This window comes from Paraburkholderia susongensis (genome assembly GCF_900177725.1).
In the GTDB taxonomy this organism is placed as follows: domain Bacteria; phylum Pseudomonadota; class Gammaproteobacteria; order Burkholderiales; family Burkholderiaceae; genus Paraburkholderia; species Paraburkholderia susongensis.
On sequence record NZ_FXAT01000022.1, the window covers coordinates 46,468 to 64,056 of the forward strand.

At 61.5% G+C, this 17,589-nt stretch carries 18 protein-coding genes; 10 read left to right on the top strand and 8 right to left on the bottom strand.

Translation table 11 applies throughout. The annotated features are described in order from the left end of the window. Positions 1 to 5 precede the first annotated feature (5 nt). From B9Z01_RS34010 to B9Z01_RS34040, 6 genes are all read right to left on the bottom strand, one after another. On the bottom strand, positions 6 to 788 hold the full coding sequence (locus B9Z01_RS34010; protein WP_085489900.1) for an L-rhamnose 1-dehydrogenase Lra1: 783 nt from the start codon (positions 786 to 788) through the stop codon (positions 6 to 8). A gap of 82 nt (positions 789 to 870) precedes the next feature. Further along, positions 871 to 2,049: an L-rhamnonate dehydratase gene (gene rhmD / locus B9Z01_RS34015; protein ID WP_085489901.1), complete on the bottom strand. Its 1,179-nt coding sequence runs from the start codon at positions 2,047 to 2,049 to the stop codon at positions 871 to 873. Between the two features lie 102 nt (positions 2,050 to 2,151). Next, positions 2,152 to 2,904, bottom strand: coding sequence for an SDR family NAD(P)-dependent oxidoreductase (locus B9Z01_RS34020; RefSeq protein WP_085489902.1), 753 nt, complete (start codon positions 2,902 to 2,904; stop codon positions 2,152 to 2,154). Between the two features lie 185 nt (positions 2,905 to 3,089). After that, complete coding sequence (locus tag B9Z01_RS34025; protein WP_085489903.1) at positions 3,090 to 3,320, bottom strand: hypothetical protein; 231 nt, start codon at positions 3,318 to 3,320, stop codon at positions 3,090 to 3,092. 122 nt (positions 3,321 to 3,442) lie between these two features. Continuing rightward, positions 3,443 to 4,060, bottom strand: a complete 618-nt coding sequence (locus tag B9Z01_RS34030) for a hypothetical protein (RefSeq protein ID WP_085489904.1) — start codon at positions 4,058 to 4,060, stop codon at positions 3,443 to 3,445. Positions 4,061 to 5,071: 1,011 nt separating this feature from the next. Next, a complete protein-coding gene (locus tag B9Z01_RS34040; protein ID WP_085489906.1) occupies positions 5,072 to 5,377 on the bottom strand; it encodes a hypothetical protein in 306 nt (101 codons plus the stop codon). Positions 5,378 to 6,179: 802 nt separating this feature from the next. On the opposite strand from B9Z01_RS34040, the gene B9Z01_RS34045 reads away from it, so the two are divergent. Beyond that, positions 6,180 to 6,512, top strand: a complete 333-nt coding sequence (locus tag B9Z01_RS34045) for an H-NS histone family protein (protein ID WP_085489907.1) — start codon at positions 6,180 to 6,182, stop codon at positions 6,510 to 6,512. Between the two features lie 17 nt (positions 6,513 to 6,529). Here B9Z01_RS34045 and B9Z01_RS34050 read toward each other — a convergent pair whose 3' ends face one another. Continuing rightward, the gene (locus B9Z01_RS34050) at positions 6,530 to 7,084 is read right to left on the bottom strand and encodes an arsenate-mycothiol transferase ArsC (protein WP_085489908.1); all 555 of its coding nucleotides are present in this window, start codon (positions 7,082 to 7,084) and stop codon (positions 6,530 to 6,532) included. 379 nt (positions 7,085 to 7,463) lie between these two features. Further along, the gene (locus B9Z01_RS34055; RefSeq protein ID WP_143809161.1) at positions 7,464 to 8,198 is read right to left on the bottom strand and encodes a J domain-containing protein; all 735 of its coding nucleotides are present in this window, start codon (positions 8,196 to 8,198) and stop codon (positions 7,464 to 7,466) included. A gap of 449 nt (positions 8,199 to 8,647) precedes the next feature. On the opposite strand from B9Z01_RS34055, the gene B9Z01_RS34060 reads away from it, so the two are divergent. From B9Z01_RS34060 to B9Z01_RS34100, 9 genes are all read left to right on the top strand, one after another. Then, a complete protein-coding gene (locus tag B9Z01_RS34060; RefSeq protein ID WP_085489910.1) occupies positions 8,648 to 9,367 on the top strand; it encodes an NADPH-dependent FMN reductase in 720 nt (239 codons plus the stop codon). A 328-nt stretch (positions 9,368 to 9,695) separates the two neighbouring features. Further along, a complete protein-coding gene (locus tag B9Z01_RS34065) occupies positions 9,696 to 9,911 on the top strand; it encodes a transcriptional regulator (protein WP_085489911.1) in 216 nt (71 codons plus the stop codon). A 339-nt stretch (positions 9,912 to 10,250) separates the two neighbouring features. Next, positions 10,251 to 11,705 carry an indoleacetamide hydrolase gene (gene iaaH, locus B9Z01_RS34070; RefSeq protein ID WP_085489923.1) on the top strand — a complete coding sequence of 485 codons (1,455 nt, stop codon included), beginning with the start codon at positions 10,251 to 10,253 and terminating at the stop codon, positions 11,703 to 11,705. Between the two features lie 94 nt (positions 11,706 to 11,799). Further along, positions 11,800 to 12,621, top strand: coding sequence for a CDP-diacylglycerol diphosphatase (locus tag B9Z01_RS34075; protein ID WP_085489924.1), 822 nt, complete (start codon positions 11,800 to 11,802; stop codon positions 12,619 to 12,621). 132 nt (positions 12,622 to 12,753) lie between these two features. Beyond that, positions 12,754 to 13,842 carry a fatty acid desaturase gene (locus B9Z01_RS34080; RefSeq protein ID WP_085489912.1) on the top strand — a complete coding sequence of 363 codons (1,089 nt, stop codon included), beginning with the start codon at positions 12,754 to 12,756 and terminating at the stop codon, positions 13,840 to 13,842. Further along, the gene (locus B9Z01_RS34085) at positions 13,787 to 14,293 is read left to right on the top strand and encodes a tyrosine-type recombinase/integrase (RefSeq protein WP_085489913.1); all 507 of its coding nucleotides are present in this window, start codon (positions 13,787 to 13,789) and stop codon (positions 14,291 to 14,293) included. Before B9Z01_RS34080 ends, B9Z01_RS34085 begins: the two co-directional genes overlap by 56 nt. Before the next feature lie 40 nt (positions 14,294 to 14,333). Continuing rightward, entirely contained in the window at positions 14,334 to 14,849 is a 516-nt protein-coding gene (locus B9Z01_RS34090; RefSeq protein ID WP_244196250.1) for a tyrosine-type recombinase/integrase, read from the top strand. 1,045 nt (positions 14,850 to 15,894) lie between these two features. Continuing rightward, a complete protein-coding gene (locus tag B9Z01_RS34095; protein WP_244196251.1) occupies positions 15,895 to 16,593 on the top strand; it encodes a helix-turn-helix transcriptional regulator in 699 nt (232 codons plus the stop codon). Positions 16,594 to 16,661: 68 nt separating this feature from the next. Then, positions 16,662 to 17,255 (top strand): cupin domain-containing protein, encoded by a 594-nt coding sequence (locus B9Z01_RS34100; protein WP_167387619.1) that lies wholly within the window; start codon positions 16,662 to 16,664, stop codon positions 17,253 to 17,255. Positions 17,256 to 17,589: the final 334 nt, after the last annotated feature.

Consider the following 17,589-nt stretch of genomic DNA (forward strand, 5'->3'; position numbering starts at 1 on the left):
CACGCTTACTGCAGGTTGACGAAAAGACCGCCGTCGACGAGCAGCGCCGCGCCCGTCACGTAGCGCGCGCGGTCGGAGGCGAGAAACACCACGCAATCGGCGACATCCTCCGGACGCCCGAGGCGGCCGAGCGGAATGCGCTTCTCGAAGTAGGCTTTCTTCGCTTCGTCTGCGAGATCTTCGGCATTGAGGTCGGTTGCGATCGTGCCCGGCATCACCGAATTGCAGCGAATACCGTATGGCCCGAGCGCAATCGCGCACGACTGCATCAGCGAATGCACGCCGGCCTTGGTCGGCGTGTAATGCGTCTGCATGGCGCCGCCCACCAGGGCGCTGATCGAACTCGTCGCGACGATCGCGCCGCCCGTGCCCTGCTTTTTCATCTGCTGGGCGGCTGCCTGCGTGACGTAAAACGCGCCGTTCAGATTGACCGCGACGGTCGATTCGAGCACGTCGGGCGGCATGTCGAGAAACGCGTGAAACGGACAGATGCCGGCATTGCTCGCCAGCACGTCGACCTTGCCGAATGCTTCGACCGTGCGGCGCACGAGTTCCTGGCCGGTATCGCGCGCGGCGACGTTGCCTTCCACCGCGATCACGCGCCGTCCCAGCGCCTCGATTTCGCCGACCACTTCCGCGACCGCCGAACGGCGTCCATAGGATGCGTCGTTATCGCCCCAGTAGTTGATCGCCACGTCCGCGCCATCGCGGGCGCAGGCAAGCGCAATCGCGCGGCCGATGCCGCGCGAGCCGCCGGTGACGATCACGGCCTTGTCCTTGAGCAGCACGTCATTCTCCTTTGCTGAGATTCACGCTGGGGTTCACGATTCAGCGCATGACTGATGCGCCTGCTTGATGAGCCCGATACGCTCAATGCGGATAAGGCCGCACCAGCGTGCACTCTGGATTGAGCCGCACGCCGAATCCCGGCGTGTCCGGCACCTTCATGCGGCCATTCACGGGCACCGGTTCGTCGAGCAACAGCGGATTGAACATCGGCACGACCTGGTCGGCCTTCGGCGCCATCATCAGAAACTCGGCGAACGGCGAGTTGTGACGCGTCACGACGAAGTGATAGCTGTACACCGACGAACCGTGCGGCACGACCATCACATTGTGCGCATCGGCGAGCGCGGAAATCTTGATGAGCTCGGTGATGCCGCCGCACCAGCCCACGTCGGGCTGGATCAGATCGCAGCACTGCATTTCGAGCAGCATGCGAAAGCCCCAGCGCGTCGCCTCGTGTTCACCGGTCGACACCATCATGCCGCGCGGCACGTTGCGGCGCAGTTCGGCGTAACCCCAGTAATCGTCGGGTGGCAGGCATTCCTCGATCCATTTGAGGCCGTACTCATGCGCGCCTTGCGCGAGCCGCGTCGCGTAGCGCACGTCGAGGCTCATCCAGCAGTCGTACATGAGCCAGAAGTCGTCGCCGACGCGAGAGCGCATGTCGGCAAGCTTGTCGAGGTTCTGTCTGAGTCCGGCTTCGCCCTCCGCGGGACCGTGCTGCAACGGCAGCTTGCCGCCGATAAAGCCCATTTCCTTCGCGAGATCGGGCCGCGCGCCGGTCGCATAGAACACGAGCTCGTCGCGCACGGGACCGCCCAATAGTTGATACACGGGCTCCTTGCGCACTTTCGCGAGCAGATCCCACAGCGCGAGATCGACGCCGGAAATCGTATTGAGCACGACGCCCTTGCGCCCGTAGTACAGCGTCGCGAAGTACATCTGGTCCCACATCTTCTCGATGTCGGTCACGAGCTGCCCTTCGAGAAAGCGCGCGAGATGCTTCTCGACGATGAACGCGCCGATCTCGCCGCCGGTCGTCACCGCAAAGCCGACGGTGCCGTCGCTCGCCTCGATCTCGACGACCAGCGTGCCGAGCACGTTGATGCCGAACGACTGGCGGCTCTGACGATACTCGGGATAGCGCGCCATCGGCGTCGCGATGTGATCGTCGATCCAGTGTCCGCCGGGTTGGTCGTGATAGTCCGCACCGCCGCCGCGAACGATGAAGGCACGCACGTGCCGGATAGTAGGCATAGCCATCGAAGGGCTCCGTGAGAGAGGCGTCGAAGCGGCTCGGCAACGCGCGTTCGACGCGAGTGCAATACGCGTGCAATACGCGTGCGATGCGTGTGCCGCGCGCGCTCAATAAGTGGCGCGGCCGCCGGACAGATCGAACACCGAACCGGTGCTGAACGCGCAATCTTCGGAAGATAGCCACAGAATCAGCGACGCCGCTTCTTCCGGCAGCAGGAAACGGTTCATCGGAATCTTCGAGAGCATGTAGTCGATGTGCTGCTGCGACATCGAATCGAAGATCTCGGTCTTGGCCGCAGCCGGCGTGACCGCATTGACGAGGATGTTTTTAGTCGCGAGTTCCTTGCCGAGCGACTTGGTCAAGCCGATCAAACCCGCCTTCGATGCGCTGTAGTGCGAAGCATTCGGATTACCCTCTTTGCCCGCCACCGATGCGATATTGACGATGCGCCCATAACCCTGTTTGAGCATCTGCGGCACGATCGCGCGGCAGGTCAGATAAGGGCCGATGAGGTTCACGTCGATCACGCGCCGCCACACGTCGGGCGCAAGCTCCCACGTCGTGCCGTTGCCGCCCGTGATGCCCGCGCAGTTGATGAGCACGTCGATCGAGCCGTGATCGGCGACAGTCTGCGCGGTTGCTTTCGCCACCGCGGCCTCGTCGGTCAACTCGACCATGACGGCGCTGACCTTGCCGAGCGCGGCCAGCTCGCGCTGGCTGTGCGCGAGACGTTCGCCGTCCACATCCCATAACGCAACCGACGCGCCCGACTGCAACGCCCGTTGCGCCACCGCGTAGCCAATGCCGCGCGCGCCGCCGGTGATGACGACCGCACGCCCCTCCAGATCGATCCGATTCATTGCTGTGCTCCTGTAGGCCGCCTGCGCGGCGTGCCCTCGTGTAGTTGTATCGCTGCTGACCGCGCTGACTGTTCAGTCAGGTCAATATACGGGCGCTGCGATGCGCCAACAATTCGAGTATTGGAGGGGGTGATAGCAAAAGTGGATCGCTGGCTCGACGCGGGCGAAAGCCGGAAGAATGGCGGCTAATTCGCCTCGATAAAAAGCATCGAAATATAAAGAATGGTCGACACGACAATAATGCCGACGCCGAGCAGCACCCTGGTCTGGTCGAAATTGATCCCGCCGTAGATCGCGATGCCGATCCCGGCGACCGCGGCCAAAGTGCCGAACGCCGCAAGGCCGACGTGGATCTTGCTGCTAATAAGCTTCTTACGCTCGGCCTCGCCGTTGGACTCCGATTCATCCTGTTCCATTCGATGCTCCTTCGCGCAGCAATCCATCTGGGCGCGGCATCACCGATGCTTCATGTCGAAAGATGACGCCGTGCTTCCATGATGCGCCTGAACACTCATTAGCGCATAGAGCGCCCCCTTGCTCACTTGACCTCGGCGCCGCCTCGCGACACGGACGCCGCCACGGCGGCGACAAACACGGCGCGCACCGAGTCGCCGACCTTGATCTGATCCAATGCCACATCCGGCGATACGTCGAGCGTTTCCGTGCGCGTCGGCCCACGCAGCGTGATCGTGCGATTCTTGCGGTCGAGCTTGCGCACCGTCGCCACCACTTCGACACGCCGCGCCGAAGCGACGACACCGTTGGCCGCCGGCTGCGTGACCTGGGTATCGACGCGCTTGCGGATGCCGCTGGGCGCGAGCTTGTCGACGCCGATCAGCACCGCTTTCTTGTACGCGATGTTCACGATGTCGCCGATATGCAGCTTGCTCACGTCGGCGGCCTGGGGATTCACGTCGAAGGTGTCCTCGCCGCCGCGAGGACCGCGAAGCGTGACGCTGTTCGTCGCGGAATCGATCGCGACGACGCGCGCCTGAACATGCAGCAGCGCCACCGCGCCAACCGCCTGCGGCTCCGAGGCCGGCGCCGCTGCGTTTTGCTGCGCGACGGCCGGACCCGCCATCGCGGCCAGCACCGCCAGCGCGATCGTGATGGTCTTCACTCGTGCGAACCCCGAACCCGATGTATTGCAAGCCATGAAACTCTCCTTTTTGATTGCGTCGTTGGTATCAGCGAATCTCGTTGTCACGGATGGCGTGCTACGTGCCCGTTCCGGAAGAACCCGGTGAACAGAAACAATGATGCGGAAAATGGATGGCGAACCGAATGCGTTCGAAAAATAACCGCCGGGCCCGCCGAACACGAACGCACGAGAGTGAAGAGTCGTTTGCCTTTATTCCCGTGACGGGCATTCGTTCTGTCTGAATACTTTTCGGGCAAAACCACCGGCGGCGGCGCCATTAAAAAAGAAGGCGGACAGTCAAGCGCTCTTACCAACCTGGCCTCCGCTTTCCGGGCGCAAAGGCGGCTCCTGTTTAACGCTTCCGATATTCATGATGAAAAACCCGCGGAAAATCCATGCGCAGCCCATGCGCTTGTGCCAGCGCAATAGATAAACGAACGTCTTCCGGGTCATGACGCGCAAGGAACCGCGCGGCTTTGCGCACCCGCTCTTTCGAGCGTCAGCGGCTTGGTGGATGAGTAGCCATAACACATTCCTCGCCAGGATATCGATCACTGCGATCACTGCCCGACCCGATTGATGAGGGCCCGGAAATTGAAAACGTTATGACTATTTCGAACTGTCCGGGGGATGCTAACAAACGTGTAAAGGAATGGCAAGGCAGGTCATGAGGCGTTGTCATTCGTGAATTATCGAGCCTCGTCGTTGCAAATCGTCATGACGGTTTTGCCACTGTTTCGCAACGGTTTCGCAATGGGCACTGCGTGAACGAAAAATGCGGGCGTCAGGCAGTGCCGACTTCAGGTTTGATTCTCTCCCGTACGCTTCGGTGTTTTTTCACGCACGCGTCGAGACCGGCACTGTGCGCCGATGAATCTGCTGCTGCATCGATAGCTAACGAATACCACAACCGAATACCACAACCAGGGCACAGCGGATGCTGCCGCCCGCGTCAGCATCCGCTGTGCCTGTAGAAGCGCCTCGGCGGGCGCACTGCTCCCGCCTCGGCTTCCGCTTTCCAACCGGTCATTGCCCGAAATACACCTTGCATTGGGGCCCGAAAGCGCATGACCGGCTGCGCCTGTTCCCCGCTTCCGATTGCCCGTCGGAAACGCCGCCATACGAGACATCGCGCATCGCCTGATCGCGATCCTGCTGTGCCTGCCAACCCCGGCCGAACGACATGTCGGTGGTAGCCTGCGCCGATTCGTCCGCGTTCTGTTGCATCAGCGCGCGGCCCGACATGCCGGCGTCCGGCTCCGCGGCATTGGCTGTCCTCGGCGCGAGAAACAGAACGGCGCTTGCGGCAACCATCAATACACGTACTTTCATTTCCGGACTCCTCGAATCCGGCGCAGCAGCTTTCGTCCTCCAGAAGAATTGATCCGCGAAACGCAACCTGCCCAAGCGGGCCGAGGAACGGGTCGATGCCAATGCGCCACTGCTGCGACGGGTCATCGAACTAAACGGGTGAAGAATTGCCACACCTGCAACCGATGTCGGACACGCTCCCGCGCGCCGCCGGAATCGGCCGCCGCAAGCGCGGCAGCAAGTTTGCGTTGAGCTGCTTTTGTAGTTCTTTTATAGTTCGCGCGCGGGGGAATTCAATCCGGGGGGTTCCGCGGATGTGGTCAAATGTCCACACCGTTCGATAAACCGCATTTACCGATAAAATCAGTGTGAACAAAGCGTGATTTGCGCGCGCATTGCGTTATGATGTCGCTATAACGCACAAAAAGCGGCGCCCGCACACCGGCGAAAGTCCGGTGAAAGACAGAAAGTGTGGAAGTGATCCCAGCCATTCGCAAGCAATGCGTCGAGACAGAAATTTTTCATCGTGGACATCGGGCTTACCTGCCCCCGTTTGCCGCGCTGCGGCATGCTGAAATGTTGGCTAATTGAAACAATCTGAAACATCCAGTTTGACGGTCGGTTTTTCAGGCGGCTGCCTTTGGCATAGGCCGTCGTATTGCAATTCAGGGAGCAACGTTTTTTTAACGCGGCTCGTAGCATTCCCTTCAATCAACAACCCCACCGCGGGCCGGCCCCATCCTGTAGGGCTCGATGCCTCGCAGCTTTTGCCTGCAATCTGTAACTGACGGAACGCAGGACGTTTTAGAAGGACGAATATCTTATGGACGAAAGGAAGCGAGATAGCATGATTGCGTATCTCCGCCATCGTATGGAAGAGTTTGGTATCAAACCAGACGACCTTGCTGCCGCGCTCGCGTCCGAGTCGCTGCCCCAGAAAAACGGGCGCTATCGCAATGCGACCGGGGACAGTTGGGACGGCAACGGCGAAATGCCGCAGTGGCTCAAGCAGGCCATTAGCGCGGGGCAGTCAATCGAGCACTTCGAATTGTCGGAGAAGCCGGCGCCGGCACCCGCGCCCCAGCCGAAAAAACAGGTGGACTGGTCGAACGACCCGTTCGCCGGAAGCCGGCTCGCGCGCCCCGACAGCCGCTGAGGCCGGGCCGCCCCGCTTCAGGGCACGATTGAAATCGCGGAGGCTTCAAAATGCGCAGCCGCGCCGCGCACCGGGTTTGCACCGTCATCCGTCTCGCGCGCGTCATGGACGGCATTCGCGGCATGCACCGCATATTGCGGCAATTCGATAAACGCGCTCACCTGCCGCACGCTCTGCCAGAACGTCTTGTCGAAGAGACGCGCCTGTTCGTCATCGGACATACGGCCGCCCGCGAGCGGATCGGCAATGGCCCAGTCGAGAAATAACGGCGCGCCGGGAAATACCGGCGCATGAAGTCCGCTCACGGATTCATCGAGCGCGATGACGACGTCCATATGCGGCGCCCATTCTCCGGTGAATTCGAGCCAGCTCTTCGGGCTCAGCATCGTGCGCCCGGAAATGCCGGGCCGCAATTGCGCGAGCGCCAGCGGATGAATTCGCGTGGCCGGCTCGGGGCCCGCGCTGAATGCTTCGAACCGGTGTCCCGCCAGTTCGCGCAGCAAGGCTTCGGCAATGATGCTGCGGATTGAATTGTCCCGACAAAGAAACAGCACTTTGTATTTTCTGGTCACGCTGACCCCGTACCCATGTTTTCTATTGGCCCCTGAGCGGCATTCTGCCGCCCCAGTCTTGCGCCCCCGTGACACGGCGGCGTCTCCATTTTTGCGCCACTCGAATTCGCTTCAGACATCGATTCACGGGCACTGAGCACAACGCACTGCGAAACGCTCCGTAGTGTACCAGCGCGGAAAACGTCTTACATTACCCTGTCAATATTCATCGGATCGAACCATGTCTCCGTTGAGGATGCCTGCTACCGCGACGCACGGAATAAACACCGCCGGTGTGACTACAGCCACGCAGCCGAGCGCGGAACACAATTCGTCGCACAACTGCGACTGCTGGCGCACGAGTGACGAACAGACGGAAGCGAACGGCCCGAGGTGTCAGTCAGAACCGCAGACCGTTCAGAAACTGGAGCCAGAGATTGCTGAGCGTACTGGCCGGGTGCATCGTGTGCGTCTCGCTTGCGGATTCATCGCGCTTCGCGCGGTACGCGCGTTTCGGTTGGGGTGCCTCGTGATCGGCGGCAGCTTGATTCGTCTGCGCCGTGCTGGCCTCGGCCGTGGCTTCAACCGGCTCAGCCGGCTCAGTTGCTGTATCCGCGTGCGCGGCCCGCGCCTTCGCCTGCTTTTTCGCGTCCTTCGTTCTCTGCGCAGCCTGCGCTTCCTCGCGGCGCGCCGCCTGCAACGCGGCCACACTGTCCGCAATCTGCGCGGCTCGCTGCGGCTCGCATTGGCGCCCGAGCAGCACGCCGAACAGCACGTCGCGATTGTGGCCCTCGTCGGCGAAACGCATCGCGAGCGACACCATCTCCGCATATGCCGCTTCGTCGGCTGCGCGCGCCGCCGCCTCGCGCTTCGCCTGGGCCCGCTGGCGGCGCGAGAGTTGCGCTTCGAACGCGCGCATCTGCTCGGCGTAGACCGTGTCGTAGACCTTGCGCTGTTCCGCGTCGGAGAGGATCGCGTACGCGTCCTTGATTTCCTGGAACACGGCGTGCGCCGCATCTTCGGCGCCGTGATTGCGGTCGGGGTGCCACTTCATCGCGGCTTTGCGGTAGGCCCGCTTGATTTCTTCGTCGGTGGCGTGCGCGTGCACACCGAGCGTGTCGTACAGGGTTGCCATGCTTTGCTCGATCTCGCCATGAATCCACGCGGCCATCGTAGCATGCAAAAAACGGCGTCACCGTGAAGCGGGCCGGGCCATCGCGTGCGCTCTCGCGAGAACAACGGCAAGAGGGATAAAAAACGCGAAAAAAAGGCCTCGCCACTGACGCAGCGAGGCCGAGTCCCATGTCAAAGGAGATGTCATGGAGGAGACGGACCCATCATAACCGCCGCCCGGCACGTGCCTAACCAAGCGTTTGCCATATGCTTATCGGCCGCGTGTTCACGTGCATTGCAGCGCGCCAATCGCCGCGCGGTTATATCGTTAGAACAAAAAGTCGCTTAGCGGTGTGACGCACGGTCATTAAGATGACGCTTCAAAGTCGGGTGCGCCGCAGCGGTTCATGCGCTGTCCGCCTGAACCTCGCCATCAGCCGCCTTATGAGCCGCTACCGAAGGAGCATTTCGTTGAGCAGATTCGATCATTCCCGCCGGCCGCTCATCGTCGGCATTGGGGGCACGACACGCGCGGCCTCGTCGACCGAGCGCGCGCTCGCTTTTGCGCTGCGCGGCGCGCAAGCCGCCGGCGCGGACACCCGCCTGTTCGGCGGCGCCTTTCTGCATAGCCTGCCACACTATGCGCCGGAGCAGCCCGAGCGCACCCGCGAACAGCTCGAACTGATCGAAGCCGTGCGTCACGCGGACGCATTGGTCATCGCGACACCGGGCTATCACGGCGGCGTCTCGGGCCTCGTCAAGAATGCCCTCGACACGCTCGAGGAACTGCGCGCCGACGAGCGGCCGTATCTCGACGGCCGCGCGGTCGGCTGCATCGTCACCGCCTATGGCTGGCAGGCGGCAGGTTCCGTGCTGACGTCACTGCGCTCGATCGTGCATGCGCTGCGCGGCTGGCCAACGCCGTTCGGCGCGGGCATCAACACGCTGGAAACGCGCTTCGACAGCACCGACACCTGCTCCGATCCGAAAGTCGTCGAACAGCTCGCGACGGTTGGTCAGCAGGCCGCGCAATTCGCGCTCGCGTTCAATGCTCATCGTGCATCAGGCGTGCCGGCCGCGTTGTCCAATCAGGCCGTCAGCCATACAGCCGGCAAGGCTGCCGCCGCTGCTGCTGCCACTACGATTGCCACCACCGACACCCGCTCCTCGCGCGTCCTGCACGCGGTCTGATCCCCTGCTTCGCGCACCCTGGCGCCGCTGCGGCGACCTGCGGCGGCCCTCGGCGGCGCGCTTCGCGCAAACCGTGCGGCACATAACAGACACCGTACCCCCCTGCCGATAGTGTGGCCGGACACAGCGACTTTGATCCGATCCGGGCTCCTGAATATCACTCCCGCCCCGCGCTGATTTGCTTACGACGAAAGATTGGTTCACCCGCTGCGCAGCGCGCCCTACGCTACCCCCTGCCCGCCGCCTGACGAACGTCCGGCGTGACAGGGCGGCGCCGCACGCACTGGTTTCGATACAACGCACGTGGGCACATCAACAAGTCAAGATCATGAACTCACACATCCGCTACAAGGGCTACGAAGTCGAAGCGGCTACGCAACTGCTGCCCAATGGATTATTCGCCGCCAATCTGACCATCGAGGAGTTCAGCGCGAACAGACGCAAAGCGTATTCGTTCGACGCGCTCGATTACTTCTTCGACGAAGAGCATGCACTCGCCTACGCGTCCGACTGGGGACGCATGTGGATCGATAACCATCAGTAGGCTCAGCGGCATCCTCATCGGCATCTTCATCGGCGTTCCCCCGCGTCGGTCAGGACGGCCGCGATGTATAGGTCGACGCCTCGCGCCTCGGCCCCGCCGTCGTCGTGCATCGCGCGGCATTCGCGGCGGTTGTGCCAGAATAGGTGAACCCTTGCGTTCGCTTTCTGCACGCGTAACCTGTGCGCTACCTCGACGGATGCCGCCGGAACGCCCGCACCTTCTCTCCGTATCCCGCGTTTGTCCGGCACCGCGCTCCTATCAGGGCAGGCTGCGGGCATCGCGCGCGGCGATCTGCCCGGTGCAGCCGGCGACGCATCCAACGATATGGAGGCGCCGCTCATGACATGGACCGTCGACGCACAACTCGCACTGACCGCAACGCAAGCGGTCGATGCGCTCCAGTCCGGCCGCCTGAAGGCCGTCGACTACGTCGCCACGCTGCTCGCGCGCGCCGCCGCGCTCTCGCATCTGAACGCGCTCACCACGCTCGACCTCGACGGCGCGCTCGCCGCCGCGCAGCGTATCGACGCATTGCCCGCGACGGCGCGAGCGCGTCTGCCGCTTGCCGGCCTGCCCATCGTCGTCAAGGACAACATCAACACGGCGGGTCTGCCGACCTCGGCGGGCACGCCTGCACTCGAAGGCTTCGTGCCGGCGATGAACGCGCCGTCGGTGCAACGTCTCGTCGACGCGGGCGCGATCGTGCTCGGCAAAGCCAACATGCACGAACTCGCGTTCGGCATCACGAGCACGAATTTCGCCGCGCATGCGGGACCAGTACGCAATCCTTATGATCCTTCGCTGATCCCGGGCGGCTCGTCGGGCGGCACGGCCGTCGCGATTGCCGCGCGCATCGCGCCCGCCGGCCTCGGCACCGACACGGGCGGCTCCACGCGCATCCCGGCCGCGCTGACGGGCACCGCGGGGTTCCGTCCATCGGTCGGCAATGGCGGCGCCGAGCGGCGCTATCACGATTCCGACGCGGTCGTGCCGATCAGCCATACGCGCGACACGGTCGGGCCGATGGCGCGCAGCGTCGCCGATCTCGCGCTGCTCGACGGGGTGATCGCCGGTGGCGCTGCGCTGCCCGCGCTTGCGCTCGAAGGTTTGCGCATCGGCCTGCCCGCGCCGCTGTGGGACGGACTCGAACGACAGGTCGAAGACGTCGCGCGCGTCGCGTTGCAAAAGCTCGAAGCGGCGGGCGTCACGTTCGTGCCGGTCGCGATGAGCGAACTCGACTATCTGAACGGGATGGTCGGCGGCCCGATCGCGATTCACGAAGCGCGCGACGACGTGCTCGCGTGGCTCGTCGCGAATCGTGCGCCGGTGCAAACGGTCGCCGCGCTGGCCGCACGCATTGCGAGCCCGGACGTGCGCGCGATTTACGATGAAGTGCTCGCCGACGTGCTCGGCACACACTATCCCACGGCGCTCAACTACTGGCGCCCGCGCCTGCAGCGCTACATGGCCGCCACCTTCGCGGACGCGAATCTCGACGCGCTGCTCTTTCCGACCACGAGGCTCACTGCCGTGCCGATCGACGATCTGAAGGGCTCGTCGACGGTATCGATCGACGGCGGCCCGCCGATCGATACGATGGAAGCGTTTCTGCGCAATACCGATCCGGCCAGCACGTCGGGCATTCCAGGGCTCTCGCTGCCGGCCGGAATGAGCGCGAGCGGCCTGCCGGTCGGCCTCGAACTGGATGGACCGCATGGTGCGGACCGGCGGCTGCTCGCGATAGGCGTCGCGTTCGAACAGGTGCTCGGTGCGCCGCCGGCGCCTGTGCTTTGAGGTCCGCTTTGACGACCGCTTCGAGGCCCGCTCCGGTTTCCGCTTCGGCGGCCGCGCCTTTGATACGCTTTCAAGAATCTTCCCCAAAGTGACGATGACGACACCCGCCGCCCGCCTGAAACGCAACTCCTTGCTCCGCCCTTTGCGCCACCCCTTGCCTCGTCTCTTGCCTCGCCTCTGCCTGGTGAGCGCAACCCTCGCGGTCGCACTCGCCACCACCTCATGCGCGCGTCTCGCCGCAGTCGATTCCAACGCGCTATGGAAGATCGTCGACATACGCTGCGTGCCATCGCAGCAGGCGACCGGCACGCCGGGCCAATGCACGCTCGTCGATCTCGACAAACGCTATGTCGTACTGAAGGATATTCTCGGGCGCTCGCAGTATCTGCTGATGCCGACTGACCGGATCACCGGAATCGAAAGCCCGCTCGTGCTCGCGCCCGACGCGAAAGACTATTGGAGCGACGCGTGGGATTCGCGCAGCTACGTTCGGAAAGCGGTCAAGCGTGAGCTGCCGGACGATCAGCTCGGCCTCGAAATCAACTCCGAATATCGCCGCTCGCAAAACCAGTTGCATATCCATATCGACTGCATGCAGCGCGACGTCAGCGTCGCGCTCGCGAGTCATGCGCACGACACGCCCGGCCAATGGCATTGGGACACGCTCGATGGCAGACGCTACCGGATCATGCGAGTCATGTCGCTGACGGGAACCGACAACCCGTTCCGGATCGTCGCCCGGGACAATCCGGACCCCGCGACGATGTCCGCGCAAACGATCCTCGTGACAGGCGCGGGCCCGTCTGCAGCGACGGACGGCTGGCTGATCGTCAACAGCAGCATCGACGTGGAAAGCGGCAGCGGCACCGCCGAGGGACTGCTCGATCACGCGTGCCGCGTCGCCGAAGTTCATTGAGCGTTTGCTGAACACGCGCTATCCACGATTGCGCAGATGCATTGCTCGATAAAATGGTTCGGGCGCGCCGCATTGGCCCGTACGATCGGTCTGAACCTGCGGGACTGAACCTGCATCACGACCGATTTCACGATGGCGATCTATCTCGACGATACGCAGCGCAACGACATCGCCCGTCTTGCCGCAAGCCGCGCGTGGCGCACCCAATGGCCGACGTGGGCACTGATCGCCGCGATCTATGGCGGCTGGTTCGGCGTGGCAACGCATGCGCGCGCACTCGGTCTGCCGCTGACGACCGCGCTGCTGGCCGTGCTCGGTACGTGGTACATGTCGTTACAGCACGAACTGCTGCACGGCCATCCGACCCGCTCGCGATTCATCAATGCGCTGCTCGGGTTTGCGCCGCTCGCGGTGTGGTTCCCTTATCGCATCTATCGCGCGTCCCATCTTCTGCATCACGACGATGCGCACCTGACACAGCCCCGCCGCGATCCCGAAAGCTATTTCGTGAGCGTCTCCGAGTGGCAACGCGCGGGAACGGCGATGCGCGCGCTGCTCGTTTTCCGCAATACGTTGATCGGACGACTGCTGCTCGGGCCAGCGTTCTCGATTGCCGCCACCGGCGCGCAGGCGCTCGGCAAGATCCGGGACGGCGACTGGCGCGACGTTCCCGCATGGCTCGCGCATCTCGCCGCGTTGGTCGTGCTCACCGCGTGGCTGCAGCAGGTGTGCGAGATACCGGCATGGGTTTTTATCGTCTGCGTGGGGTATGGCGCGTTATCGCTCGCATCGGTGCGCTCGTTTCAGGAGCATCGTGTCGCGCAAACGCATGCGCATCGCACGGTCGTCAATGAAGCGGGATGGTTCTGGCGGCTGCTGTTTTTGAACAACAACTATCATGCGGTTCATCATGATCTGCCGCAGGTGCCGTGGTTTGCGCTTCGCAGAGTCTACGAGACGTCCCGCCAGCGGTATGTCGAACGCTCGGGGGGCTTTCTGGTAAACGGTTATAGCGAATGGATGAGGCTTTACGCATTCGCCCCGGTTGCAAGTCCGGTTCACGGTCAGGAGTCCGACCTGATCCGCGGAAACCCGCCTGCTTCCGATAGTTTTGCGGGTAAATTGCGGGTGAAATTCATGGTAGTTGTCCGTCAAGGAGAACTCCATGAAGCTCACTCAGCCGCTCCTGCTGAACGCCGAACCGCAAGGCAAGCCCTATAAGCTCCGTAACCGCGACTCCATGTATCTGCGGGTGTCGGTCTTCGGTTCGAAGGTATGGAAATTCGACTACCGGCTGGATGGCGAGGATTGCAGCTATACCCTTGGACGATTCCCCGATCTGTCGATAAGCGGCGCCCGCCAACGTCGCAACGATGCAGCCAGGCTGGTGGCGTCAGGTATCCACCCGAAGGCCTATGAGAAGCAGCAGCAATTGCAGACGATCACACGCAACAAGAACACCTTCTGGGCCGTCTGCGAGGACTGGATTGAAGACAACCGCGACAGATGGAGCGAGTACTACTGCGGGCAAGCTGTACGATTTCTCTCGCGCTACGTGAAAGATTCGCCGCTCGGGAAAATGCCAGTACGCGATATCAAGGTAGCGCACGTCTACGACCTGCTGGAGTCGATCGCAAAGCGCAAAACACAATCGCGCGCTCGAGGCCAATGAACTCAAACGATTACTGAATTCATTGTCGGTCGTGGGAACCGTGCGCACACGTTTGGCAATGCGTCTGCTGTTGCTTACCTCGGTGCGAACTGCCGAATTACGGGGCGCAACATGGAACGAGATAGACCTGAAATCTGCGATATGGGCCATTCCCGGCGAGCGCATGAAGATGGGACATCCACACGTCGTGCCACTGAGCACTCAGGCAATTGAAATTTTGAAAGAAATTCGGAAAATCACTGGAGCTACCGCCGCTGACGACTATGTATTTCCAAATGTCAAAGACAAATCGCGCCCCATGGCGCCTACCACAATCAACGCAGCGCTGATTCGCACTGGATTCAATGGTGAACGGCTATTCAGGGCGCACGGCGCACGCGGTACGTTTAGCACATGGGCACACGAACAGGGATTTACTCCACTGGCGATTGAACGTCAATTGGCTCACGTCGAGAAGAACCGGGTAAGCAGAGCGTATAACAAAGCTGAGCTTCTGCCTGAAAGACAGAAAATGATGCAGGATTGGGGCGACGCTCTCCAGAGCATGAGTGATTGATTGTTTGCAGCAAGATGCCTGCGTCTCTGCGCTTCAATTCTTTACACGCATATGAGGGCAGCAGATCGATCCCAACATTTCCGTGCACGGCACGAATCTCCGTGCCCTGCCATGCTCTAACAACCGTCCTGTATATGCAAAGAAAACCAAGTGGCCGCGAGACATCGAGAATGCGCGCATGAGACCTCCGAATCGGTCCTTGAAGGCTAGTGTCTAATTCCCACTCGATTCTCGATCGAACGTGCGAAGCCAACAATGGCGTGCAGTCGGGACGAGCCGTTCAACCATGATATCGTAATGCGTACCACCCTACATGCTCCTCTGCTCGCCTACATTATGCGAGCTGTTTGGCACCGCGACATTTCTACGATCCGCGCTTTGTGTCTGAAGTCGTTCAGGAGCGTCCACCCGTCGACCAAACAACCATCCCTCTCGCACAAATCACCCAATGACAGGCTCGTACGCGGCGTGCGCGACGGTATTGCTGCGGACTAGACAACGGCCCAGGGCCAATACCGTCATCCAATACCGTCAGAGAGTAGTGACCCCCGATAGCAAAGCAGCCGCCTTCCGATGTGGCGGAATTGTTAGACGCACTAGGTACAGGTCCTGGCACTGACAACTGTGGAGGTTCGAGTCCCGCCCTAGGGACCAGAAAAATAGATCCAGATCGCTTACTGGGCAGTCTTTATGAAGAAGACCGCGTCCCACGATAAGCCAACGTAGAACGAATACGTTTTCGAGTACGTGAAAGTTCGAGCTTCTGGAAACGTACGGCTCCTTCAAAGGAAGCACCCTTGACAGAGGGGCTTTGCTTTCCGCAATCCAACAAACTCGTAGACCGCTTTAATGCCGACTAACAACTCGCTGGCGGAAAGCGACTTTGGTGACACTGTTGCCTTTCGTTTCAATGGTGACAGAATTTGGCATGGTGCCGTTCTACACTGTGCTTTCTTCATCAACACTTCAAGGAAGCCGCGCTGATCGAGGCGACCGAATCCGGTCGCATGTTCAGCGGAAAGGGGCTTGTTTCGACGGACTGAGCGTGTCTCGAAGCCAACGACTGTTTGACCTTATGCAGGTACTTCGGCGACACCGTGGGGCGGTGTCTGGTGAGGTGCTTGCGCAAGAAACCGGCGTGTCGCTGCGCACGCTTCGTCGCGATGTCGCAACGCTTCAGGCGATGGGAGCCGACATCGACGGCGCTCCGGGGGTTGGATACCTCTTGCGGCCGGGGTTCTTGCTGCCACCGTTGTCGTTTACCGAGGAAGAATTGCAGGCACTGGTTGCCGGGGTTCAGTGGGTAAGTCGCCAGACGGATAACGCGTTGGCTCGCGCAGCGCAAAACGCGTTGGCAAAAATCGGCGCTGTCCTTTCCTCCGAAATGAGGGAGGCTTTGAGTGACGATACCCTTTACGTCGGCCGGAACAATGTGAACTCGACGCTCGATTTAACGCGCGTGCGGCAGGCGTTACGAGAGCAGCGCAAGATGCACATCACCTACGAGGACCACAATGGGGTGTCGTCTGAGCGCACGATATGGCCGATTGTTTTGGGTTTCGTTGAGCCGTGGCGGTATATCGCCGCGTGGTGCGAACTGCGGGAGGAATTCCGATTGTTCCGTGTTGACCGTATCGTCGAGGCCACATTTTTGGAGGACCGGTATTCCAGAAGTCGAAGGCAACTTGTCAAGGAATGGCGGGCGCTTGAGGACAGTCGGCAAGTGCGGCAGGGTTCAATCTAAGTGAGCGTGATCGAGAGAAATAGTAGGTCCTATAGTTTCCGAACATGCAATCAACGACGGAGAAAAAAATGGAGAAGGAGTTTAAGCATGCGTTGATGCCATCACTTGTCATCAACGTCGGCGACGTCAACGAAGTCGAGCGCATGGGGGGCGATCATTGGGGAAGCGCATGGAAGCCCTTAACGCCGGCCCTTGACGTCAACCCCGGTCGTCTCGGTGCCAACCTGTCGCGGGTGCCCCCGGGCCGAACGGCTTGCCCCTTCCATACGCACGCAAGAGCGGACGAGGTGTTCTTTGTGCTGTCGGGCCGAGGTGTTTTCCGCTACGGCGATACCGTGCAGGAAATCCGGACGGGCGACTGCATCTCGTGCCCGGCGGGCACAGGCGTCGCTCACCAACTGGCAAATCCGTTCGACGAGGACCTTGTCTACTTTGCGGTCGGAATGAATGATCCTCACGAGGTCTGCACCTATCCGGACAGCGGCAAGGTGATGATCCGCAGTCTGAAAACCATCGGACGGCTGACTCAGGCACCCTATATGGATGGAGAGCCGGACAAGCCGAAAGTGCTGGACCTGGCGCAGTCATTCGTCGCTGCCTCAAACACCTCGGGAGGCGACCAAAACCGATCATCTGCAAACAGTCCTGCGCCCGGGGGCTGACGGAATGGACCGCGCAGGGATAGGCAATCGAATGCATGCCTTCCTGCCAGTCCAGTCAATTTTGTGCTCGCGAGTCCAGCTAAATTTGCGATCCCAAGCCACCTCTCATGCAACCGTTGAGCGTCTGTTATTCGGCGGTCTGCTGGGCGTTTCGAGCGCCCGCTTAATCGGTCGGACTGCGCCGGCCGACATCTGTCTCAGTGCGGCCAACGACGGCCGGCCGAATCTTTGACGGTAAGCGGTCAGTCGTTACTGTGCAGGTTTGTATTGAGTCCACCCCAGCGGGCGGCATTAGTCGGTAACACCTCGACTGCTCCGGTTTGGCTGTTTCGAC